General features: G+C 45.2%; 18 protein-coding genes and 2 pseudogenes. 16 read left to right on the top strand and 4 right to left on the bottom strand.

Annotated features, from left to right (window positions below):
* The first annotated feature begins 24 nt into the window (after nt 1-24).
* The 7 genes from rbsB (at nt 25) to QD47_RS17825 (ending at nt 7,738) form a co-directional block, all read left to right on the top strand.
* The gene (gene rbsB / locus QD47_RS17855) at nt 25-945 is read left to right on the top strand and encodes a ribose ABC transporter substrate-binding protein RbsB (RefSeq protein ID WP_044647400.1); all 921 of its coding nucleotides are present in this window, start codon (nt 25-27) and stop codon (nt 943-945) included.
* A 109-nt stretch (nt 946-1,054) separates the two neighbouring features.
* Nucleotides 1,055-1,309 (top strand): hypothetical protein, encoded by a 255-nt coding sequence (locus QD47_RS17850; RefSeq protein ID WP_044647399.1) that lies wholly within the window; start codon nt 1,055-1,057, stop codon nt 1,307-1,309.
* Between the two features lie 318 nt (nt 1,310-1,627).
* Entirely contained in the window at nt 1,628-2,635 is a 1,008-nt protein-coding gene (locus QD47_RS17845) for an ABC transporter substrate-binding protein (RefSeq protein ID WP_044647398.1), read from the top strand.
* Between the two features lie 32 nt (nt 2,636-2,667).
* Nucleotides 2,668-4,383 (top strand): ABC transporter ATP-binding protein, encoded by a 1,716-nt coding sequence (locus QD47_RS17840; RefSeq protein ID WP_044647397.1) that lies wholly within the window; start codon nt 2,668-2,670, stop codon nt 4,381-4,383.
* 33 nt (nt 4,384-4,416) lie between these two features.
* The gene (locus tag QD47_RS17835) at nt 4,417-5,397 is read left to right on the top strand and encodes an ABC transporter substrate-binding protein (RefSeq protein ID WP_044647396.1); all 981 of its coding nucleotides are present in this window, start codon (nt 4,417-4,419) and stop codon (nt 5,395-5,397) included.
* Nucleotides 5,398-5,625: 228 nt separating this feature from the next.
* Nucleotides 5,626-6,690: a FecCD family ABC transporter permease gene (locus tag QD47_RS17830; protein WP_044647395.1), complete on the top strand. Its 1,065-nt coding sequence runs from the start codon at nt 5,626-5,628 to the stop codon at nt 6,688-6,690.
* Nucleotide 6,691: 1 nt separating this feature from the next.
* Complete coding sequence (locus QD47_RS17825; protein ID WP_044647394.1) at nt 6,692-7,738, top strand: FecCD family ABC transporter permease; 1,047 nt, start codon at nt 6,692-6,694, stop codon at nt 7,736-7,738.
* Between the two features lie 127 nt (nt 7,739-7,865).
* On the opposite strand, the gene QD47_RS32575 is transcribed toward QD47_RS17825, so the two are convergent.
* Nucleotides 7,866-8,033 carry a hypothetical protein gene (locus QD47_RS32575; RefSeq protein ID WP_007432475.1) on the bottom strand — a complete coding sequence of 56 codons (168 nt, stop codon included), beginning with the start codon at nt 8,031-8,033 and terminating at the stop codon, nt 7,866-7,868.
* 543 nt (nt 8,034-8,576) lie between these two features.
* Here QD47_RS32575 and map point away from each other — a divergent pair.
* Together map and QD47_RS17815 are read left to right on the top strand one after the other, a co-directional pair.
* Nucleotides 8,577-9,306, top strand: a pseudogene (gene map / locus QD47_RS17820) (type I methionyl aminopeptidase).
* Nucleotides 9,307-9,608: 302 nt separating this feature from the next.
* On the top strand, nt 9,609-10,565 hold the full coding sequence (locus QD47_RS17815) for a tyrosine-type recombinase/integrase (RefSeq protein WP_044647393.1): 957 nt from the start codon (nt 9,609-9,611) through the stop codon (nt 10,563-10,565).
* Nucleotides 10,566-10,628: 63 nt separating this feature from the next.
* Here QD47_RS17815 and QD47_RS17810 read toward each other — a convergent pair whose 3' ends face one another.
* Nucleotides 10,629-10,964, bottom strand: a complete 336-nt coding sequence (locus QD47_RS17810; RefSeq protein ID WP_052646789.1) for a hypothetical protein — start codon at nt 10,962-10,964, stop codon at nt 10,629-10,631.
* Between the two features lie 190 nt (nt 10,965-11,154).
* On the opposite strand from QD47_RS17810, the pseudogene QD47_RS33935 reads away from it, so the two are divergent.
* A pseudogene (locus tag QD47_RS33935) lies at nt 11,155-11,250 on the top strand (hydrolase); the annotation flags it as partial.
* Nucleotides 11,251-11,310: 60 nt separating this feature from the next.
* Nucleotides 11,311-12,213, top strand: coding sequence for an ROK family protein (locus QD47_RS17805; RefSeq protein ID WP_044647392.1), 903 nt, complete (start codon nt 11,311-11,313; stop codon nt 12,211-12,213).
* A 483-nt stretch (nt 12,214-12,696) separates the two neighbouring features.
* Here the strand turns inward: QD47_RS17805 and QD47_RS17800 are convergent, their stop codons facing one another.
* Nucleotides 12,697-14,622, bottom strand: coding sequence for an endonuclease MutS2 (locus QD47_RS17800; protein WP_044647391.1), 1,926 nt, complete (start codon nt 14,620-14,622; stop codon nt 12,697-12,699).
* 695 nt (nt 14,623-15,317) lie between these two features.
* Between QD47_RS17800 and QD47_RS17795 the strand changes: the two genes are divergently transcribed.
* From QD47_RS17795 to QD47_RS17780, 4 genes are all read left to right on the top strand, one after another.
* The gene (locus QD47_RS17795) at nt 15,318-16,307 is read left to right on the top strand and encodes an AraC family transcriptional regulator (RefSeq protein WP_044647390.1); all 990 of its coding nucleotides are present in this window, start codon (nt 15,318-15,320) and stop codon (nt 16,305-16,307) included.
* 140 nt (nt 16,308-16,447) lie between these two features.
* On the top strand, nt 16,448-18,289 hold the full coding sequence (locus tag QD47_RS17790; protein WP_044647389.1) for an ABC transporter ATP-binding protein: 1,842 nt from the start codon (nt 16,448-16,450) through the stop codon (nt 18,287-18,289).
* Complete coding sequence (locus tag QD47_RS17785) at nt 18,286-20,010, top strand: ABC transporter ATP-binding protein (protein WP_044647388.1); 1,725 nt, start codon at nt 18,286-18,288, stop codon at nt 20,008-20,010. The genes QD47_RS17790 and QD47_RS17785 overlap by 4 nt, the downstream gene beginning before the upstream one ends.
* A gap of 266 nt (nt 20,011-20,276) precedes the next feature.
* The gene (locus QD47_RS17780; protein ID WP_025684297.1) at nt 20,277-21,380 is read left to right on the top strand and encodes a DUF3900 domain-containing protein; all 1,104 of its coding nucleotides are present in this window, start codon (nt 20,277-20,279) and stop codon (nt 21,378-21,380) included.
* Nucleotides 21,381-21,501: 121 nt separating this feature from the next.
* Here QD47_RS17780 and QD47_RS17775 read toward each other — a convergent pair whose 3' ends face one another.
* Nucleotides 21,502-22,431: an L-lactate dehydrogenase gene (locus QD47_RS17775; protein ID WP_044647387.1), complete on the bottom strand. Its 930-nt coding sequence runs from the start codon at nt 22,429-22,431 to the stop codon at nt 21,502-21,504.
* A gap of 226 nt (nt 22,432-22,657) precedes the next feature.
* Here QD47_RS17775 and QD47_RS17770 point away from each other — a divergent pair, with 226 nt between their 5' ends.
* Nucleotides 22,658-24,049: an amino acid permease gene (locus QD47_RS17770; protein ID WP_044647386.1), complete on the top strand. Its 1,392-nt coding sequence runs from the start codon at nt 22,658-22,660 to the stop codon at nt 24,047-24,049.
* The last annotated feature ends 42 nt before the right edge of the window (nt 24,050-24,091 follow it).

Below are 24,091 nucleotides of genomic sequence, written 5' to 3'. Positions count from 1 at the left end.
TCTGCATAGAAGGAGACCACATAAATGAAAAAACTTACATTAATCATGACAGCCTTGCTGCTCCTGCTGATGACGGGTTGTTCCCTGGAACCGCCGGAATGGGCGAAACCCAAAGCAGGTGCGAACTTGAAGGAGATCAAAATCGGCTTGTCCATCTCAACGCTGAACAATCCATTCTTTGTTTCTCTTAAAGACGGAGTCGTTGCAGAAGCCAAAAAACAAGGATTTCAAGTCATTGTCGTCGATGCGCAAAATGATTCGGCGAAGCAAAGCAATGATGTGGACGATCTGATCCAGCAAGGCGTAAATGCGTTGTTAATTAACCCGACAGATTCGTCGGCTATCTCTACGGTGGTTCAATCCGCTAACGCTTTGAACATCCCGGTCATTACGCTGGATCGTTCTGCTGACAAAGGAGATGTAAAAGCGCTTGTCGCTTCGGACAATGTAGAGGGTGGACGCATGGCTGCCAGATACGTGATCGATCAAGTCGGAAAAGGTGCCAAGGTCATTGAGTTGGAAGGCGTACCAGGTGCATCGGCTACCCGTGAGCGGGGTAAAGGCTTCCACGAAGTAGCGGATAAGGAACTGAACGTTATTGCCAAGCAATCGGCCGATTTTGACCGGACCAAAGGTTTGAATGTCATGGAAAACCTGCTGCAAGGAAACCCGGACGTTCAGGCAGTATTTGCCCATAATGATGAAATGGCGCTTGGGGCAATTGAAGCCATTCAAAGCTCGGGTAAAAATATTCCGGTGATCGGCTTTGACGGCAACGAGGATGCGCTTAAATCGATTAAGGAGGGCAAGCTCACGGCGACCGTGGCTCAGCAACCTGAACTGATTGGACAATTGGCGGTTCGAGCGGCACAGGATGTACTCCAAGGTAAAACCGTGAAAAAATCAATTCCTGCCAAGCTGGAGCTAGTGGATCAGAAGAAATAAAACGGGTGTATACCCCCATAAATTTAAGATTTCGGGCTGATGCGAGAATGCGATCAGTCCATTTTTTATTTTACCTGATGTATCTAAATGAAGTGTGGCGTATTTGCATATGATTTTTCGACTAAGACAGAGTTGGGACAATGCAAGACTGGCTCTTATCATGTCGGTGGCTGATCTGTATTTCAAGCCCGATCCCGTACAAGAAGAATCTATATTAAAGGAATTAAGTGAACAATACCCGGAGGAGGGAAATGCGATCATGGAATTAATGCCAGTTTGGAAGCGTTGGGGTTATGAAGAAGGCAGGGAGGAAGCAAGGGAAGGCGAGGCATTAGCTGCACTTCCTCCTTGTGTTTCAGAGTGATCCGCCGCGCCCTCACGTAAGGTCAGACCTTGAGCAATCCGAATGGCTGCCTGCTCTGGTTCACTTTGTATACCCAAATCGGATAAAGATACAGGCAAACCCAGACGATGAAGATGAAGCGCGCGCTCATGCAACTCTGAGTCAAGAATGTCTATTTTGAGTACGATTCTGCAAAGACAGTAAACATTCGCTTCGTATAATATGGAAGTTTTTAATTTTTGTGTTGTAAGAAGTAGCGGTAAAAGATAGAATAACAATTGTGTGATAATGAGAATCACTATCATTTTTTTGATATATACACTTAAGGAGGACATCATCTTGCAACAAAGTAACAGGGTAAAATCGGGGATCACACTGTGTCTCGTGGTTCTGCTGACGGTTGTACTGGGTGCTTGTGGAAACGCAGATACCCGCAATCAGACCAACGGAAAGACCAGCATTAACGACTCTTCCGGGCAATCCCAAACGGTTGCCATGCGTGAATATACAGATGCTACTGGCAACAAGATCAATATCCCTGTAAATCCGCAACGAGTTATTACGACGCAATATTTGGATGCCATACTGGCCTTGGGAGTTAAGCCGGTAGGTGCTGCTTCCCATTTGTTGGAGGGCGAATATTTAAAAGGAAAGATTGACGGAATTGCGGATATTGGGAACCCGACAAATGTAGAAAAGGTGCTGGAGCTACAGCCAGACCTGATCATAACAACAGAAGATACCACTCCCGAAGTGAAGGAGCAGCTGGAGAAAATTGCTCCAACCGTAGTCGTTTCTTTTGGAGCAGGGGATGTGTTCAAGCAATTTCGGGATGTTGCCGCTGTACTCAGTAAAGACAAGGAAGCTGAGCAGTGGATTGTTAATCTGGATCAAAAGGCTGCCGAAGGCCGGAAGAAGCTAGCTGGAAAATTTAAGAAAGGTGAAACGGTCACGATTTACATGACTTACGGCAAGGATGTGCTAAGAGTGTACGGGGCGCGGAATGTAGGACATGTCATTTACCGTTCACTTGAATTGAATCCTCCTGAGTACATACGCCAAAAGCTGGAGAAGGACCCGAACTTTAATTTCGTTTACGATAGCATCTCGATGGAAAAGCTGCCTGAACTGTCAGGGGACCGAATTATTATGCTGGTTTATGATGAAGAGAGCAAGGATGGAATCCTCAAGGAAATCGAGCAAAGCGCACTGTGGAGAAATCTTCCTGCGGTTAAAAACCACAAAGTATATTTCATCAAAGCTGACCCATGGTTTACGTACTCACCGCTTGCGATTGACAAATCGCTGGATGAAGCGGTTAACATGCTTTCCTTCGATCCTAAATAATCACTTGAAATAAGAAAGGAGAAGTCAAATACATGCTAAAACGTTTTTTTGAATATTACCGTCCTTACCGGACTTTGTTTATCATTGATTTCTCTTGCGCCTTGCTGGCTGCACTGCTGGAGCTGGCTTTCCCACTTGCCGTCAACCGGGTGGTCGATGATTTGCTGCCTAGCGGGAACTGGAAGTGGATTTTATATGCTTGTCTAGGACTGCTTGGTATTTATGTAGTCAGTGCCGGATTAAATTACGTGGTTACCTATTGGGGCCATAAGCTGGGGATTAACATTGAATCGGATATGCGTAAAAAGCTGTTTGATCGAATTCAAAAGCAATCCTTCCGTTTTTTTGATAATAACAAAACAGGGCATCTCGTCTCCCGTATGACCAACGATCTGATGGATATCGGGGAAATCGCCCACCACGGACCTGAAGATTTGTTTATCGCGTTGATGACACTGGGAGGGGCCTTCGGCATCATGCTCGGCATTAACTGGAAGCTGGCAGTGCTGACGTTCATTATTGTGCCGCTTATGATTTACTTGTCATTGTATTTTAGCCGTAAAATGAATGCTGCTTTCCATCGCATGTTTTCGGATATCGCAGATTACAACGCACGCATCGAAAATAACGTCAGTGGTATCCGCGTCGTACAAGCATTTTCGAACGAAGAGCATGAAATGGAGCGTTTTGCTGAAAATAACGGACGATTCCGTAAAACTAAGCTAATTGCTTACCGTATTATGGCTTGGAATTCTTCGATTAGTTTTGTTCTGATGAAACTGGTTTCGCTGTTTGTACTCGTGTGCGGTACATGGTTTGTGATTGAAGGGCAAATGACGTACGGGGAATTTATCGCGTTTGTGATGCTGTCCAACGTATTTCTCGCACCAATCAAGCAGATTAACTCCGTTATTGAAACGTATCCCAAAGGCATCGCCGGCTTCCGCCGATACCTGGATTTGTTGGAAAGTGAATTGGATGTAGAAGATCTGCCAGGGGCCAAGACCGTTACCCATCTCAATGGAGAGATCCAATTTGCAGGTGTAACATTTGGCTATGAAAACAAAGACAAAGTATTGCGTAAAGTGGACCTATCCATCCATGCGGGAGAGACTGTAGCACTGGTCGGCCCTTCAGGAGCAGGTAAAACGACGCTTTGCAGTTTGTTACCACGCTTCTATGATGTGGAGGAAGGCAACATTACCATTGATGGTATGGATATCCGTGAAATGAAGCTGGAATCGTTGCGCTCCATGATTGGGATCGTACAGCAGGATGTGTTCCTGTTCGATGGAACGGTTCGTGAAAATATTGCATATGGCAAGCTAGGTGCTTCGGAAGAAGAAATTTGGGATGCCGCCCGACGGGCTCAGATTGAAGACCTCGTTCGTTCATATCCGGAAGGTTTGGATACGATGATTGGTGAACGGGGCGTGAAGCTGTCGGGGGGGCAAAAGCAACGCTTGTCTATTGCCCGGATGTTCCTCAAAAATCCACCTATTCTCATTTTGGATGAAGCAACATCAGCACTGGATACAGAGACAGAAGCTGCGATTCAGCAGGCTTTGACAGAGTTGTCGCAAGGACGCACAACGCTCGTTATTGCGCATCGTCTGGCAACGATTAAAAACGCCGACCGCATTATCGTGGTTGCCGATCAGGGAATCGCCGAGCAAGGTAGGCATGAAGAATTGCTGGCGGTAAAAGGTCCATATAGCCGTCTGCATCAAGCCCAGTACGGTACCTAAATGAAATAGTATGAAATGTAAGCAGAGAGAGGAATGAATGTTTTGAAGAAGAAAATGTGGATTGCAATGATGCTGCTGTCATTCATCCTGGCTCTGACCGCTTGTGGAGGAAATACGGGGCAGGCTGACGGAAAGCAGAATCAAACTTCTACCGAGCAGAAGCCAGCAACGAAAACAGTCAAAACAATTCATGGTGATGTTACAATCCCAACTCATCCTCAACGGATCGTAGTAGATATGTATCAGAATGATTTGTTAGCTCTCGGTATTCAACCCGTGGGGAGTGTTAAGTATTATTTGGACAATCCGTTTTCAAAGAATCTTGTACAGGGTATTACAAGCATTGGAGACCGCGATAGCGTGTCCCTTGAAAAGGTACTTACTCTGGAGCCGGATTTGATTCTGATTGGTTCCAAAGATGCTTCTCAATATGAGAAGTACAGTAAAATTGCACCGACCGTCGCTATTCCTTATGGTACGTATAAGGATGTACATGAGGAATTAACTGCTTTTGGAGAGCTTCTTGGTAAGGATCAGGAGGCTAAAGCGTGGCTAGCCCAATACGATCAGCGGATGCAGGCAGCACGCGACAAGTTAATGGGAATCATTCAACCTGAGGACACCTTCACTGTCATGGAGGCTTCAACGAAGGAATATTATGTATATGGTGATAACTTTGGCAGAGGAGGACAGGCGGTATACAGAGGACTGGATTTGACGCCCCCACCTCTTGTCCAAAAAGAATTATTAGGTGAGACTCAATGGAAATCGGTATCGAAAGAAGTTATTAATCAGTATGCCGGCTCTTATATTTTTCTGACGGTTAACAAGGAAACCACCGGTTATACAGGGGACAGTATATGGAAGTCACTGGATGCCGTCCGAAATGGCAGGGTCTTTGAGTTACAGGAGGATCGCTATTGGTACTTTGACCCGATTGCCATTGTTGGACAAGCAGAAGAAATCGCAGACATGCTCGTCCAACGGAATAAAGAGAAGGCTTCACAGAAGTAGTTACTCAGGTGTTGCTGGCAGCCCTTTGGTATTGATGCCAAAGGGCTTTATTTTTCACAAAATTGCAGGGCTTCACGGGTTCGTCGAAATTTACTATTGAAGCCATTGCCGCATTAATTTACAATAGTAAAGATTGCATGATAATAATTCTCATTATCAAACGCCTTCATGAGCACAGATTTGTGTGATAGCCTACATACTATTCAACAGTAAGGGTGAAAAATAGTCATGAAATTATCAGAATCATCGGAGAGTCCCGCCCAGAGTAACCATAGCCAGCCGCCGACTCCATTCCACTCACGGCCATGGGCGGCTTCACTCATCTTAACAGCCGGACTAGCCCTTTTGGCGTTCGGTATCGCTTTATCCCTATCTTTTGGTGCAGCTCCTATTAGGCTGTTTGAGGTATGGAATGCAGTCTTTCATTTTAATCCTGAAATACAAAATCATCAAATTATTTGGGAAATCAGGCTACCACGGATTTTGGGTGGTGTGTTGATCGGAGTCTGCTTCGCTGTGGCGGGGGCGATTATGCAGGGGATGACCCGCAATCCGCTTGCTGACTCGGGTTTACTTGGATTGAATTCGGGAGCCAGTTTGGCGATGGCGATTTGTTTTGCTCTTTTTCCCGGGTCATCCTTTTTACAACTGATGCTGTACTCCTTTGTTGGCGCGGCCTTAGCTGTTGTGATGGTATATGGTACAAGCTCCATATCCAAGGGTGGACTTACGCCAGTACGCCTTGTATTGGCGGGTGCAGCTGTAACGGCATTGCTGTCTGCCCTGGGTGACGCGATCAGCTTGTATTTTAATGTCGGACAGGATCTGGCCTTCTGGTATGCAGGGGGACTTAGCGGAACCAAGTGGGTGCAACTGGGGATTGTCTTGCCTTGGGTTGTGGCAGCCTTTATCGGCGCTCTTATGCTGTCACGGTCTATTACGCTGCTCAGCCTCGGGGATGAAATTGCGCTCAGTCTTGGTCAGCGCACTGGCATTGTAAAGGTGCTTGGGATGATCTTGGTACTTATTCTGGCGGGGGCGGCAGTGTCGCTGGTAGGATCTATCGGCTTTGTAGGGCTGATTATTCCTCATATGACCCGCAAGCTGGTAGGTGTCGATTATCGCTGGATCATTCCTTGCTCGGCCATTATGGGGGCTTTACTCATCGTGTTTGCCGATTTGGCGGCTCGTATGATTAATGCACCGGAGGAAACACCAGTAGGCGTGCTTATTGCCCTGATTGGGGTACCATTCTTCCTTTATCTGGCTCGTAAAGAAAGGAGAGCACTGTAAGATGAATAACATCACGACTGGAGCTATTGCCAAAGCAGGTCACCGTAAAAAAATCCATGATTGGATCGTTGTTATCGTTCTGCTCATTCTGCTCATTGTTGCATTCACCATTAGTGCGAATACAGGAACCATTCGACTTTCGCCAATGGAGCTTTTTAGAACCTTATTTGGGCAAGGGACTCCACAGCAGGAATTAATCTTGTTTGAATTCCGATTGCCGCGAATGGTTATTTCCATTTTGATCGGTGCAGGTCTGGCGGTTTCTGGCTGTATCATGCAGGGAGTTTCACGTAATGGTTTGGCGGACCCTGGTATTTTGGGGATTAATGCCGGAGCCGGGCTGATGGTTATGCTGTTTGTATTGCTCTTCCCAACGATGCAAACAACGAATTCATTGTTTTTACTACCTGGCCTTGCACTGATTGGATCAGGAGCGGCTGCTATTCTGATCTACGCGCTTTCTTACAAAAAGGGTGAAGGGATTTCTCCGACAAGGTTACTGCTAAGCGGGATTGGTGTAGCGGCGGGGGTCAGTGCTGCGATGATCATCTTGACTCTCAAGCTTACGCCTGAAAGTTATACGTTTGTTGCCAGTTGGTTGGCAGGAAGTATATGGGGGTCTAACTGGAAATTTGTAATGGCACTGTTACCCTGGCTTGTGGTGTTGCTGCCTTTCGCATACTACAAGGCCAATGTAATGAATGTGCTTAATTTGGGAGATCAGACGGCATCCGGGTTAGGTACATCTATTGAAAAAGAACACATCCTTCTGCTCGCTGCTGCGGTTGGATTGGCCAGTTCCAGCGTATCGGTTAGCGGGGGAATCGGCTTCGTCGGTTTAGTTGCTCCGCATTTGGCGAGAAAACTGGTGGGGCCAAAGCATAAGATGCTGTTAGTGGCCTGTGCATTGGTTGGGGCACTGTTAGTGCTTGTGGCCGATACGATCACACGATCCTTACCTTTACAGAAGGAAATCCCGACAGGTTTGATCGTGGCGATCATTGGTGCTCCATACTTCCTGTATCTGCTGAGTCGCTCCAAGGGATAATCTTGCGAAGAAATCATAACTTACTCATTAAAAGCTATACACGACAAAATAACCTTCAACACCACTAAGGAAGTGGGGCTGAAGGTTATTTTGCATTTAAAAATTTAAACATTCGTATTTTTTCATATCAACGGGAAGTATTCAAGGCGTGAGAAGTTTGATGAAGCTCTCTGATCATTTTGTGCAAAGTGTAATTTTCTTGACGCGTCACGCCGTGTTGATTTTCCTGAACCAGCAACTGATGGATGTTCCGTTTTAGAATTTCACTTCGACGTTCAAGCATTTCGGTACTCATAAATAAATGAACACTCCCTTTGTCATGAATAACTTACATTTTTGAAATGAACATAAGCTGAAAATAAGTTTGCCTTTCGACTTCTTTAAGTATAGCTTGCTGAATGATGAAGGGAAAATGGAGAGAGACAGCAAAATTCTTTTTCACATCACCCATGTCCCGCCGACGGCTACTCACCCCATGGGTTCTTAGATATGCTTCCTGATGCTGGTGATAACAGGTGCTTAGGCGTAATTAGCTAAATGAATAGCATTTGACTGCCTATTGTTTTTTTTTGATATAGTTTCATTAAACGCATTAAATGAATTAATCCATTTAAAATATGGATCCGTAATAGTGCTTAACACCAGGTTAATACAAAAAATCAATCGTGTATTCAAAGAATAATTGCAAAGGTGTATTCAATGCAATAATTAGTTTATTCAATATCAGCGTGCTCAGGTTACCAAATTTTGCAGTTCTAAATGTCGGAATCGTTACAACTATTTAATGAAAAGAAAAGAGTAAGATGCTATGACACTTTAGAAGTGAGGAGATACAATAATGATTATTTTTAAATCGGATGAAGAAATTGAGATCATGAGGGAAGCTGGCCGAATTGTTGCAGAATGCCATGCTATGTTGGCCGCCTTAATCAAGCCGGGCATTACAACCATCGATATCGACCGATTGGTAGAGGAGAAAATACGCTCACGGGGTGCAACTTCCAGCTTTAAGGGGCATAATGGCTTTACAGCATCCATCTGTACCGCTAAAAATAATGTTATATGCCACGGCTTTCCCGATTCTGTTCCTTTAATTGATGGCGATGTGATTACCATTGATATTGGTGCTTTTTATAATGGCTATCATAGGGATTCCGGTTGGACATATGCTGTAGGAAACGTCTCCCAGGAAATCGAGAAGCTGATGGAGGTGTGTCATGAAAGCTTATTCCTAGGCATTGAGCAAGCAGTTGCCGGAAATCGGATAGGTGATATCGGATATGCAATAGACAATCTTGCTCAGCAGCATGAGTACGGCAATGTTAGGGAGTTTACGGGTCATGCCGTAGGAAGGGAGTTATGGGAGGAACCGGCAGTTCCCCATTATGGATATAAGGGCAAGGGAGTACGCTTGAAGAAAGGTATGGTTCTTGCCATTAGGTAGTTGGCGTTCTTATGTTGAAGAGGACGGGTGGACAGCCCGGACCATAGACCATTCCGTTTGTGTTCAGTATGAACATACAGTTGCGATTACCGAGGATGGTCCCCGAATTCTGACAGTGCTATAAAGTGGCGTCCTTCCTGTTGCTGGCGGACAGGATATGTCGCAAAAAAGAACCGCAAAAATGCGGTTCTTTTATTTGAAGATATAGAGTTTTAAATTGCGCGCTAGACAAGGCTAAGGGCTTTATTTATACTTAAAAAGTGCCTAAAATAACTGCGTATAATATAAATTATACGCAGTTTAGGTTTAAATCGACTTTCATTAGCTCTCACGCACAAGATGTCGATCGAATTGTCGATAAAAAGTAGGCGAAAATGGACGTTTTACAGTATATTGGGAAGATGAATCGGAGCGGAGGTAATCGGGATGAAAAAAGGGGGACGGCAAATGGAGCCGGATATGATAGATGATATTGATGAAGTATATGCTGAGGAGCTGGAAGCTTTTTTGATCTGGATGAAAGATGCAGGTTATACGATACATACGCAAAAAAACTATACAGGGGATGTGAAGCAGTTCTTACGTACGCTGCGTGAAAAGCCACTTGATCAGGTGAAGAAAATTCATGTGATGTCGTATCTGTCTAAAGCGCGGGAAAGTGGGGCCGGAGATAGTACGCGGAACCGGAAGCATGCGGCGGTAAGTAGCTTTTACAAAGCGTTGCAGGAATTTGAATTGTGCAGCACGAATCCGGCATCTGGAATTAAAAAAGCAAAGACCGAGAAGAATCGTATGCCGGTCTATTTGGATGAAAAGGAAATTCAGCCGTTTTTGCTCGCAATAGAGGGAAAATATGCAAATCGCAACATGGCTATTTTTCTGCTCATGGTGTACATGGGATTGCGGGTGGGAGAGGTTCATTCTTTGAATATCTCGGATTACAGCCGTGAACGACGTACCTTAGATGTGTTCGGTAAAGGACGCAAGTGGCGAACGCTTCCGGTGCCAGAGGATGTGTGTGATATTGTGGAACGTGCGTTGGAGGAAAGATTAACCCCATGGAGGGGGAAGGAGGACGCGATGTTCGTGTCGCAAAAAGGCCGCCGTTTGGCGGTGCGCTCTATTCAGCAGATTGCTACGGAAACATTCGAGCGATTCCAGCAGGATAAGACTGCGGAACGTCGGGTATCTTACTCCAGCCATAAGCTGCGGCATACGTTTGCAACGATGCTTTTACGTAAGGGGGCTGATCTGCGTACTGTGCAAGAACTGCTAGGACACTCATCCATCCAGACGACCACTGTATATACGCATGTCACCGATCGGGAAAAGGAAAAAGCGATGGATAAGCTGGATATTCAGATACCAATAACGGGATTGTAAGTAATACCATGGGTTCATTTTGAAAATAAATACGTTTAGTTTACATAAAAATTATTATGTAAACTAAACAAAAGGAATTGCACCCTGACTTGGAAATTGCATCAACGACTTTGTGTCATTAATATTGTGAACATTGTGGGAGAACGCTTCCTGATACTGATTAGCTGCAACCCAATCATTTTGCGCATACGATTCAATTTTGACAGGGGATGTTGAATGCTTAATCATTATAAATTTTCGATGATTATTAGAAGCAGAGTCGCACAGATGCCCTAGTATTTCTTTTTTAGACCATTTTTCTGGGAAAGGTTTGGCATTAAATTCATGTTCTGAGATGGAAGAGAATTCTTTTTCATGATCCTCGATGAGCCTAGCGAGTTCTTCAACAGCATTCTTCAATAGATGAGCCTCCTTATTTTAGCGATTGTCATATGATAAAACCTTAGAATAATTCAGAATAAGTTGGAAAGCAATGGTGAATTAAAAGCCAGTATGGTATTGGTTTGACTGATCAGATTGTAGTCTATAGAGAGAACATAGAAGAAGAGTCTTTCTTTCATTTTTTAGAATTCTACAAATCTAAGCATACGATGCCAAAAATGCAGCTAGTTTCATCACCAAATCCAACGAAGAGAACGGTGTCTTACTAACGATAAAGAAAATGATGGATTTACAAAACCAATAAAATTAATTATCGTTATTGAGAGAACTACTCAAAACTGCTCAATGAAAGGACTATAGTAGTATGAAAAATAAAATACTGGTTTTTGATATTGGCGGCTCTTTTATAAAATTCAGTTTGTATTTTCAAGGTGAATTTATGAGCAAGGGGAAAGTTAAAACTCCACTGGACTCACTTGAGAATCTGCTTGTAGCTTTAAAGCAAATTCATAATCAGTTTATGGATGATTGTGAAGGTATAGCCGTCAGCATGCCAGGCATTGTGAATTCAGCAAGCGGCCATATGGTGCATGGTGGTTCATTAAGATATATAAATGATATAAATATGATAGAAATTTTTAAGGAAGCGTTTCACAAACCCGTAGCGATTGAAAATGATGGAAAGTGTGCTGCTCTTGGAGAAGCATGGCGCGGTTCATTACAAGGAATTACCGATGGTGTCGTTCTGGTAGTTGGAACAGGGATGGGTGGTGGTATCATCTCTCAAGGGAAATTGCTGAAAGGCCACCATTTATCGGCTGGAGAATTCTCCTTCATCAGAACTAACAACGAGTATGCCGACAATGTTGATTATCTGCTTGGAATGCAAGGGAGTAGTTTTGTTTTAACAAAAACCGTTGCGAAAGCTAAAGGACTTCCTGCAGATTCTATAACAGGTGAAAAAGTATTCAAGTTTATTGAAGAAGGTGATCGCACGGTCCAAACGATTTTTCAAGAATACTGTAGGAACATCGCAACACAAATCATTAATTTGCAATCGATTCTTGACCCTGAAAAGTTTGTTATTGGGGGAGGCATATCTGAAAATCCTTTATTTGTGATTACGATTAGGGAAGAATTAGAGAAGCTTTATATGGATTCTATCTATAATTTTGTGCGTGCAGATATTGAACAAAGTAAATTAGGCAATGAAGCGAATTTGCTAGGTGCAATATATAATTACAAACAATCCTATCATCTTGAATGATGACCAAAGTTATATTTCGATGAGTGTGGGATTGAGTAATACAAACCAATAAAATACCAACAATAGAGCGTGCCATTAACTTTGGACACGCCTTTTTTTGCATTACAGACGTTTGATATAGGAGGTTTATTTGAAAAACACGGTTTTGGAATATATAGGAAATTTGAAATGGAGAAATCAACTTGATTACATAATACATATTACGTTAACCAAACTAGATTTATGAGTCCTATTAATGCATTCAAATGACAACAAGTAGAATCTGCAAGTGGATCACTCTTATCAAAGTGTCCACTTGCAGATTAAAGTTCACTGACATTCAAAAAAAGCTTTTTTTTCAATTGAGCATTTTGCAACAATCCCAAGAGCGATTTCAAATCAGCAATATATAGATCGAAACGGTTTAGTTGATCTATATATTGTACTTTCGAGCGTTGGGAATCGAATGATGCAACATGCTGAATTGAGAATATGCATGTGCGTCTACATTTCATTTTTCGGAGGAGATTCAATGATCAGACCTTGGATATGCTTGCGTCCCATAAGCTTCCGTTTTTTGCGGTTTTCCTTGGTTTCTAAAACAATATCCAGATCATAGTCGTCAGGATACAATTCAGTAGCAGCTATGTGAAGGACGAGCCTCTTTTTGTTCATGGTCAGCTTTTGGCCTTGGATCAAAATCCCCACATTCCCGCGTTCATCCTCGGTTTTATATACAATTCCAGTCCGATTCAGGTAGCCTACATAAACACTATCGCCAAGGGCAAACGACGTCGCTGAAGGGTCTAAAACTGCTCTTTTGGGGGAAGTTTTACTTGCAGTAACAGGCTTTTCAACATCAAGAGCAGGGGGGATAACGAACGAATCCTGTGTATTCCGAGATGCTCTGCTTGCTGAAATGGCCTGAGAACGCTCGATAATACGATTCCACATCCCCAGCTTCAAGGCAATGGCGTATGCATAGCTTTCTCCGGCCTCACCGATTCGGAGACGGTATAATGGTTGCAGTGTTTCAGTATCAAATTCCATTCGAGCATTCTGGAATCCTGGTGTATTTTCGGCAAAATGCTTAATCTCACTAAAGTGTGTGGTAGCCACAATGGTTGTCCGGCGGCGGTGGAATTCTTCCAGCAGAGCGATAGAGAGGCCCACGCCTTCGCCCGGATCGGTTCCAGATGCCATTTCATCAATCAGGATCAGAGTGGAGTTTCCTGCTGTTTCCAAAATGCCAATCATGTTGCGGATATGTGCAGAAAAGGTGCTCAAGGCATGCTCAATGCTTTGTCCATCCCCTATGTCCACCTCAATTCCCTCAAATACAGCCATTCGGCTGCCTTTCAAAACGGGTACCAGTAGTCCGGATTGCATCATCAGGGTTAACAGGCCGACACTTTTGAGGGCCATCGTTTTTCCACCTGTATTGGGTCCAGTGATGATGAGCGAGGAGTAGCCTTCACCGATTGAGAAATCAAGTGGAACCATGGAATTTGCCATCAACGGGTGACGTGCACCTCGGATGTCTATAATCCCGTTAAGGTTAAGCTCCACAGGCACAGCATCTATAGTCATGGCATATTTGGCTTTTGCTAATAAAAAGTCGAGTATACCTACCGTCTCTGTGTTGATGCTCAACTCCCGGTTGTATGACTCAGTGAGTGCCGTCAGGTCTCCCAGCACTTTCATTTCTTCTTTGGATTCTTCCGCCATGTTCGCACTCTGATCGAATTGCAGACTTACGATCTCGGCAGGCTCGATGTAAACCGTTTGACCGCTGCCCGATTCATCCAGCACATTGCCTTTCACCTGTTTGCGGAACTCTTTTTTGATTGGAAGCACATAACGGCCACCACGCTGACTAATCATATTTTCCTGCATGATGGATCGGTGACGGCTGGTGAGAGAATCAAGTTTCCTTTTGATCCGCTCTTCCGTGACCGCTATTTTTTTGCGGATTTTAGCCAGTTCTTTACTGGCGGTGTCCGTAACTTTTCCTGAATAAATACATCTTTCAATTTCAGACAGAAGGGGCTCCATACCATACATGGAAGAAGCATAGGCACTGACGCTTGGAGCGGCATTCGGCTTGGAACCCATATATTTTATCAGTTGAACGCAACTTCTGATAAATTGGGCAATGTGAGAAAAATCGCGCTCGCTGAACAAATATCCGGTTCCCAGCAAGTGAAGAATGTGTTCCATCCCTTCCAGCGAGGGGATAGGAACACTTGCACCGTGGCGAATGAGCTGCAAGGCTTCGGTCGCTTCGTCAAGGCGGATCTTGATCGTACGGATATCTGTAATTGGTTGCATGGAAGCGGCATGGCGCTTACCAAGGTAAGAAAAAGCACATTCGGAAACTCTTGTTTTGATCCGGTCATATTCCAAACGCTGCATTGTGGTTTCATTCATGAATAAATCTCTCCTTTATTTGTATAGTGCCAGGATTTTTTGAACCTTTTCTGTAAAACAAAAAAGAGCGGAGAATGAACAAATCGTTCATTCTCCGCCCTGAAGGAAAGAGGGAATTTATCGTCAAATAAGCCTATAATCCAGCTTTTGCAGCTCCAATTTATGCGTCCCCAAATCATCCATGAGTAAACCAATTTGTAAGCTAATTAGCCCATGAATAGGAGGTGTATAAAGGAAGTTTACAAAATCTGAAAACAAAAAAACCGCGCTGAACACAGCACGGAATAAGGCCTAGAAGAAAATAATCCCTGAGGCGATTTATGATATCCGCATGTTCTTAACTAATGTCAGGATAAAAACACAGTAGCAAACAAACCTGTCCCTGGAGGGCACAAGCGCCTGAATGGTCTTCCCTGAATATGAAGTTGCTTAGTTAAGAACGTTCACCGACATCAAAATCTCTCCCTTGATTACAGATATATCCATACTATACGATCAGTCACCACCGAAGTCAAGTCAAGTTTATTCTAAAAACAGCAAATAGGTTACGTAAAATATATTATGTTAACTTAAAAAACCAAGCACTATGAAAGAAATTTTCATCTTTCAAATGAGAATGATAATCATTATACTTGTGATTAAGAATAAAACACGCATGCACTGCGAATCCAGCTAAAGGGGGAAGCTATAACAAGATGAAAATACATACCGATCCGTCTACATTTAATGATTACTATAACGAAATAGCCGATGCAAACTTTATGAGCTATGAAAAAGACCCCATTCACGCGTCCACGAAACATGAGCATATTTATCAAATACCTGAGCAATGGGGAAATGGTGTGCATCGTACGCATTTTTTGCGCCAAGGCTTGGAGCTTTCGTATAGTAAAATGCTGTTCCATGAGCCGGTCCAAATTGCAAGAAGGTTTGACACTCCTTATCTGGAACTGGCTTTGAACCTGGATTATTCGGCTAGCTGGTCCGTCGATGGTTTCCGTTCAGATCGTGAACATGGAGGGCATGTGCAGCTCATTTATATGAACGAAGTGAAGATCCAAGCGGAAATGCCAGGGAATAAAGCAATGAATCATATGGAGCTGCGTTTTAATCCTTCGTTGTGGAGTGAGCTTTTACAGGAACTGAGTATCCGTCAGGAACAATCGTTTGCTTGTATGGAAACAGTGATTACGCCTGGTATGCGAGCGATTGCTCAGGAACTGTCGTTTCATCCTTATCAAGGCATGACCCGGCAGCTTTTTCTGGAGAGCAAGGCACTGGAGCTGATGGCCCTTTTTCTGCAAGAAACACGCAATGCTCCGCCTAAATCGACCATGACGATCAAACCCAATGATATACAGTGTATTCACGAGGCGAGAGATATTTTGCTTCGTACGCTGGTTCAGCCTCCGAGTCTGATTCGGCTGGCACAGATGGTACATATTAATGAACAAAAGCTCAAAAACGGCTTTAAAGAGCTATTTGGCACGACGGTATTTGGCTTTGTGCGCGAACAAAGATTGGAAAGAGCCAAACAACTGCTGGAAAACGAGCAGATCACCGTAAGTGAAGCGTCAGCGATGGTGGGCTATAGCAACTTTAGTCATTTTGCCGCGTTATTCCGTAAAACATATGGCTATAACCCGAGTGCCTACCGAAAAAACAATCATTTGTCTTCGTTATAAAATCCTCCATTAAAAAAACTTCTCCCTCCAGCGTTGGTGATTCTCCGGGAATCGGCGGCGGGAAGCAGGATAAGAGCCGTACAATAGAACCAGGCTCAAAGCATTCTGCAACTGCCGTGATTTGAAAGGAGAAATGATTCATGCAACAAAAGCCGGGTATTGCCCGATTATTGCAAATCGCCGGGGAAAAGCGCGGGTTATTAACCTTTTCTGCGCTATTTTCCGGTTTAAGCGCCATTCTGATGCTGGTGCCTTATGCATCTGTGTATTTTGTGCTCAAGGAACTGCTCGAACACGCTGCACAACCGACAACAGCGGATGGGCCGTTTATGATTCGATGGGGGCTGATCGCGCTCGCAGGTTTATTGGCCAGCCTCATTACGATGTACATCGGTGGACTCATCTCTCATATTGCAGCCTTCCGTATTTTATACGGTCTGCGTGTCAAGCTGTCAGCGCATATTGGTAAGCTTCCATTGGGCTGGCTTAATGGTACTTCCACGGGTGCAGTTAAAAAAACACTGGAGCAGAACGTGGAAAAAGTAGAGACATTTGTCGCTCACCAACTGCCGGATCTGGTGCAGGTCATCGTGACGGCGGTGGTGATGATTGTCGCTATGTTTAGCTTGAACGTGTGGCTGGCACTTGCTTGTGTTGTGCCCATTTTACTCGCTTTTACCGTCCAGATGACGCTGATAGGCGGCTCCAAGACGTGGGATAACGTCAGAGAGTATTACAATTCACTGGAGCGTCTGAACGGATCGGCTGTGCAATATGTACGTGGGATGCCTGCGATCAAGATATTCGGTCAAACGGTGCATTCGTTCCGTAAGTTTTACTCCGATATGGTGCATTACCGCGAGTATTGCGTGAAATTTACTGACCAATTCCAAACCGGCTTTCTTGTGTTTAAGGTGATTATTAGCTCATTCGCCGCTTTTGTACTGCCTGTGGGCGTTTACCTGCTGAGTGGTAATCCTGGGAATGTCGCTTTTGCCTCGGTGCTGCTGTTTTTCCTGGTGATGGCTCCCGGCGTTTCGGCTCCGATGTTTAAAATTATGCACCTCATGTCTTCCATGCGAGATATTCATGAAGGTGTTGATCGAATCGACCGTATTTTTAACGAGCCTGCAATGCAGGAGCCTGCACATCCGCAGAAGCCGACTACCTATGATGTGCAGTTTGAGCAGGTTTCCTTTTCCTATGGCAGCACAGAAGAGGTTAAGGAGCCTCAAGACGGCGGGGAAACTCAACCGACCCGTGTGTTGTTCGATATTTCCTTTACCGCAAGACAAGGGGAAATGACGGCATTAGTTGGACCTTCCGGCTCCGGGAAATCCACGATCGCCAATCTGGTGCCACGCTTTTGGGACGTGCAGGAGGGGGCGATCCGTATTGGTGGCGCGGATATCCGACAGATGAGTACGTCCAACCTGATGGATACGGTCGCTTTTGTATTTCAGGAAACCTTTCTGTTCTTTGACTCTGTGTTCAACAATATTGTAGTAGGCGATACAGGTGCTTCCATGGAGCAGGTTATCGCGGCGGCAAAGGCGGCGCAGTGCCATGAGTTCATCTCCAAGCTGCAGAACGGGTATGATACGCTCATCGGGGAAGGCGGAGTATATCTGTCGGGTGGTGAAGAGCAGCGGCTTGCGGTAGCACGCGCCATTCTCAAAAATGCGCCCATTCTGGTGCTGGATGAAGCCACGGCATTTGCTGACCCTGAAAATGAATACGAGATGCAGCTAGCCTTGAAGGAGCTGATGAAGAACAAGACGGTGATCGTTATCGCACACCGTTTGTCTACGATTCAGCATGCAGATCAAATTCTGGTGCTTCAGGAAGGCCATATTGCTGAGCGGGGACAGCATAGAGAGCTAATTCGTGCAGATGGTCTGTATGCCCGCTTGTGGCAAGCGTATACGGATGCGGGACAATGGCAGATTGGGGCACCGGGAGAGGAGACGGCTAAACGATGAGTATGCTGAAAAATATAACGGCGGGTAATCCGCGGGTACTGTTAAAGCCGGTATTGTATACGACTCTGGCTAATGTTGCGGGGCTGATTCCATTTGCGTTGCTGGTAGGGGCGGCCCGTCTTATTTTCGAGCCTTTCATTCATCCGGGAGCTTCGCTACAATCGGCTGGCTTATGGTGGATTAGCGGAGGGCTGCTTATGTCGTTGATTCTGCTGTATCTGTGTGAAGTTCCGGCTTATCGTTCCCAGTACCGGGGAGCCTATGACGCTTCTGTAACCGGGAGATCGCGTTTGGCTGAGCATTTGCGCAAGCTGTCGCTCGGTTTTCTGAACAAGCGTGATCCGGGTAATTTGGCGAATATGATGATGGGTGATATCACAATGGTGGAGCATGGGATTTCCCATTTGGTCCCGCAAATGATCGGGGCGGTGACGATGCCGCTGCTGGCGTTGATTGGCTTATCCTTTTTGGATTGGCGCATGACGCTGGCACTGTTCGCTGCTTTTCCGGTAGCGATTTTGCTGGTATTGCTCACTTCCCGTATACAGCGGCGGCTGGGAGCTAATCACATGCGGGCTAAAATTAACGCGGCTAATCGCCTACAGGAGTATTTGAACGGTATTCGGGTAATTAAGGCTTATCAGCTAACCGGAGAGCGCTTTGTGCGTCTGGAGCTTGCGTTCAAGGAGCTGATGCGTCACAGTATCCGAATTGAAGGGCTGTTGGGGCCGATTGTATTAGCTGCTATTGCTTTTATACGCTCCGGCTTGACGTGGATGGTTATGATCGGGGTATATCTATTATTGGCTGGGCAGTTGGATGTGATCGCTTTTGTCTCCTTTTTAATCGTAGGAACACGTATTTATGATCCTCTGACCACTGCGCTTGTTAATTTCGCCGAGTTTCGTTATCACGAGCAGGCAGGGGAACGTATTGTCCAGTTGCTGAACGAGCCTGTCATGCCCGGTGATCAGATGCCTTCGCAAAGGCATGATATCGAGCTGAGACATGTAAGCTTCCGCTATGGTGAGCAACCCGTACTTGAGGATGTAAGTATGTCTATGCCGTTCCGTTCCTTTACGGCGCTCGTAGGGCCTTCTGGTAGCGGGAAAAGTACGGTATTGCGTATGATCGCACGTTTTTATGACCCGAATCAGGGCAGTGTACTGCTGGGTGGCGATGATATGCGGCAGATGGACCCCGAGGCGCTGCTGCGCAAGGTATCTATGGTGTTTCAGGACGTGTATCTGTTTCAGGATACGATTGGAAATAATATTCGATTCGGTAAAAGTGATGCGACGCAGGCAGAGATCGAAGCTGCCGCTCGTCAAGCTTGCTGTCACGATTTTATCTCCAAGCTGCCGAACGGGTATGACACCTGGGTAGGTGAGGGCGGCAGTACGTTGTCAGGTGGGGAAAAGCAACGGATTTCCATCGCACGAGCCATTCTCAAGGATTCGCCGATCGTATTGCTGGATGAGGCTACGTCTTCGCTTGATCCTGAGAATGAAAAGGATATTCAGCAGGCGATTGATCGCCTTGTACAAGGCCGAACCGTTATTGCTATTGCTCATCGGCTCAAAACAGTACGAAATGCGGACCGCATCGTTGTACTGGACAAAGGAAGGGTTGTAGAGCAGGGACGACATGATGAACTGCTGGATGACAACGGTCTGTATGCACGATTGTGGAAAAGACAGCATGAAGGAAGAGAGTCTTAGGATGCATGAAATTATGAAATAATGATGAGATCATAAAAAAACTGATCCTTAGCGGATGGCAGGATACACCTCCATTCCAATAAGGATCGGTTTTTTGCATTATTTAGATTCCCCGGATACAACAGCTTGCACAAAATATTACATAATAAATATTATGTTAACTAAAATGTATATCTGAACGATGAGGATTTGTATCCGATGTACGTTTTAAATCCATAGTGATATAATTACGCGTACATGCCTGAAAAGGAGCGTATGGAACACAAATGAACTTTCAAGTGGACTTTTTATCTTTTTTTGTAATTCAGGTAGACGGAAAAGAAGGACAGGGCGGTAAGTCCTACAAGCATTACGCTACGATGGATGACTATGATTATGACGAAAGTGATGTTAAAAAATTTCTGGACGGGGAATTTGCCCGCATTAGCAAGCGGAAGGTCGAGAAAAATCCGAGCACAGAGCAGGCACCGACCAAAATTGGCCGCTTTATCGTCGAACCGGAGCATGAACTGAGCAGTAATCCGAATTTCAATATGTTCGCCCGGCTGCGGGCAGCAGAGGATAAGGAAGATTTTAAAAATGCCTGCGACGATCTGGTACGGATGTATCTGGATACGAGCGCGGTACGCGGCGGAGCGTTGATCATTGTACAGGCTACCTTGAATACACACTCCGATGATCCGTTTATTTTTGTGCTCAAATGTGATTTTGAACCTAAAATTGCCCGGATTACCGAAAGCAGTCTGGTCAGTGAGGTCGAAATGGCCATTTCAGCACGTAATATGAAATCCATCATGTATCCTTACATGCTGGAGGAGGGGATGAACGATGAGTGGGAGCTTAAAATTCACCAGTCCTCGCATGCCCGGTATTTTGAGGATTTTCTGAAATTTGTGACCTACGAGCAATCCATGCCAGAAATCGTTAATGAGCATGTCATGGGCTTCGTCCAGAACTATGTAGAGACGAAATGGCCAGATGCTTCCAATGAGGAAAGACAGCAAGAGGAACGTGATCTGGAGCTGTGGGCGGCCAGTGAAAAACGGGATTTGCAAGGAAAATGGGAACCCCTTCAGGTCGTAGAGGCTGCACAGCATATTGTTGAGCTAAAACCGGAAATTGAAGTTCGCTTCAAGCTGGATGATACGGCTGTGCGTGGACTGCTGTCCGACTTTGGGGCCAAGCTGCATATTACGAAGCTGCACGACAGGTACGCGCTTATCATTGAAGGCGACGCATTTACGTTTGAAAAAGGCTTTTCACCGATTGAGCTGCTTCAACCTGAATCGTTCGAAACGGTGGCTGAGCGACTGAAAGAGAAACGCCTGCAAGAAGACGAATTTGCCGATGGCGACACACCGCCTTGGTAATCTGAATAAACTGTTTACGATAAGCTGAACTCCTTATATGACATAATCAAAAAAAGGGCCTCTCAACGGTATTTTCGCCGCTGTGGAGGCCCTTTTTTGTCTACAATTTCAGTTTGTCCATCTACAAGTTGAGTTTACTGATTTGATTTTTCAGCTTGTCCGCAGATTGGTGTAGCCCTTGACGTTCCTTGTCATTCAGTGGAAGATCTAAAATTTCGCGTACCCCGTTGTGATCTACGATACTCGGGACACCCAGATAAACGTCAGACACTCCGTTATAATCTTCCAGCAAAGTGGACACATTAAGTACCGACCCTTCGTCCCCCAGAATGGCGGCTACGATCCGGTCGAGAGCCAGCCCGATGGCGTAAGAGGTCGCGCCTTTGGCATCTATAATTTCATAGGCTGCATTTTTGGTACTTTCAAAAATTTCATTTTTCGTTTCTTCGCCCAGATCCAATGGAGTTCCTGCGATGTTGGCCGTGCTCCATACAGGCAGTTCGGAGTCGCCATGTTCTCCAATAATATGGGCGTGGATGCTGCGAGGGTCAATGCCCTTTTGCTTACCAATCAAATAACGGAAGCGTGCGCTGTCCAGCAGCGTTCCCGAACCGATAACTCTGCTCGAAGGCCAGCCACTACGTTTCCAGGAAATGTAGGAGAGAATGTCCACTGGATTGGTTGCGATCAGCAAAATGCCGTGTGTGTTTACCTTGACGATATTATCAATAATGCTTTCAAAAATTTCGGCATTACGCTTGAGCAGATCAATGCGTGTTTCTCCCGGTTTTTGTGATGCGCCCGCTGTAACAATGATGATATCCGCATCACGACAGTCTTCATAATCACCCGCCCACACTTTGACACCGCCGAGAAAGGGAAGCCCGTGATTCATATCGAGCATTTCCCCCTGCGCCTTTTTGACATTAACATCAATAAAGACAAGTTCTGACATGCGTTGGCGTAGCAGGAGGGTGTAACCGGTCGTTGTACCGACCGCTCCCATGCCGACAATGGCCACTCTGCTTCGTTTGTAAGGTTTTAAGCTCATAAAATCCTCATCTCCTTTTCGGGTTGAATACCTTTTCATTTTTTAATAATACAAAATTTATCTTTCCATCTTAGTTTACCGTATATGTGCCCTCCACTGCAAAGAAATATGACATTTCTCCTTGACTTCAAACAGGGACTCGCTAATAATTAATCGACAGAAACACACACTAAAGCGTTGCAGTAGCAATATTGGCGTAGGACATTATGGAAAGAGGATTATGATTATGGACTTATTTCGAAAAAAGACAGGGATGCTCCCGCATGGAGAAAACGGAACGACGGATCACTTGAAGAGAACGATGGGCGCCTTCGATCTGACTATGCTGGGTGTAGGATGTATCATCGGTACCGGAATTTTTGTGATCACAGGCAAGGCAGCAGCGGAAAATGCGGGTCCTGGCCTGATGATCTCCTTTGTTATTGCAGGAATTGCCTGCGTGCTGGCAGCCCTGTGCTATGCGGAGCTTTCATCTACGGTTCCCGCTGCCGGCAGTGCTTATGCGTATAGCTATATTGTGTTTGGGGAAATTCTGGCCTGGGTGCTGGGTTGGGACTTAATTCTGGAATACGGGGTGGCGGCTGCCTCTGTGAGTAGTGGCTGGTCTGCTTATTTTCAAGGCTTGCTGGCTGGGTTTGATATACATTTACCACTGGCTTTAACCGCAGCCTTTGATTCAGCCAAGGGAACCATTATTGACCTGCCTGCTGTGTGTATTATTATGTTGATCACACTGCTGCTGAGTCTCGGAGCCAAGGAAACGGCCCGATTTAATTTCGTTATGGTTTGTGTCAAAGTCGGAGTCGTGCTGCTGTTTATCGGAATCGGAATTTTTTATGTTAAGCCTGCTAACTGGACACCGTTTCTCCCCTATGGTTTTTCCGGTGTTTTGAGTGCCGCGGCAATCGTATTTTTTGCTTACTTGGGTTTCGATGCCATTTCAACGGCAGCAGAGGAGGTACGTAATCCGCAGCGGAATATGCCAATTGGTATTATTTCCTCGCTTGCGATTTGTACGGTGCTGTATATTGCGGTTTCGGTTGTACTTACCGGAATGGTGCCTTATACGCAGTTAGGGGTAAATGATCCTGTTGCGTTTGCTTTGCGCTTTATCCATCAGGATTTTGCGGCAGGATTGATTTCTGTCGGTGCGATTGCCGGGATGACCACGGTTTTACTCGTACTGTTGTATGGTCAAACACGGTTAATTTTCTCGATGTCGCGTGACGGTTTGTTACCGGTATTTTTATCTAAAATCAATCCCAAAACTCAAACACCAATCCGAAGCACTTGGCTGGTCGGAAGCATCATCGCATTGGCTAGTGGATTTTTTCCATTACATGCATTGACGAACCTGACGAGTATCGGAACCCTGTTTGCTTTTGCCGTTGTATCGGTTGGGGTGATCGTTCTGCGGAAGAGACGTCCGGATTTGAAAAGAGGCTTTACCGTACCTTGGGTTCCGTTGCTCCCGCTTTTGAGTGCCCTGGTTTGCGTCGGTTTGATGCTTCAGCTTCATATCAGCACATGGATTGGATTTATCGTTTGGCTTCTGCTGGGTCTACTGATTTATTTCTTCTATGGATATCACAAAAGTTTGTTAAACCGTAAATCCTAATTTGTCTGAATGTTAAAAAGCCGGCATCCTGCACTTATGTGG

It is taken from the genome of Paenibacillus terrae, assembly GCF_000943545.1.
Taxonomy (GTDB): domain Bacteria; phylum Bacillota; class Bacilli; order Paenibacillales; family Paenibacillaceae; genus Paenibacillus; species Paenibacillus terrae_A.
The sequence above is the reverse complement of the archived record's forward strand: the minus strand, read 5'-3'. Positions and strand labels throughout refer to the sequence as shown.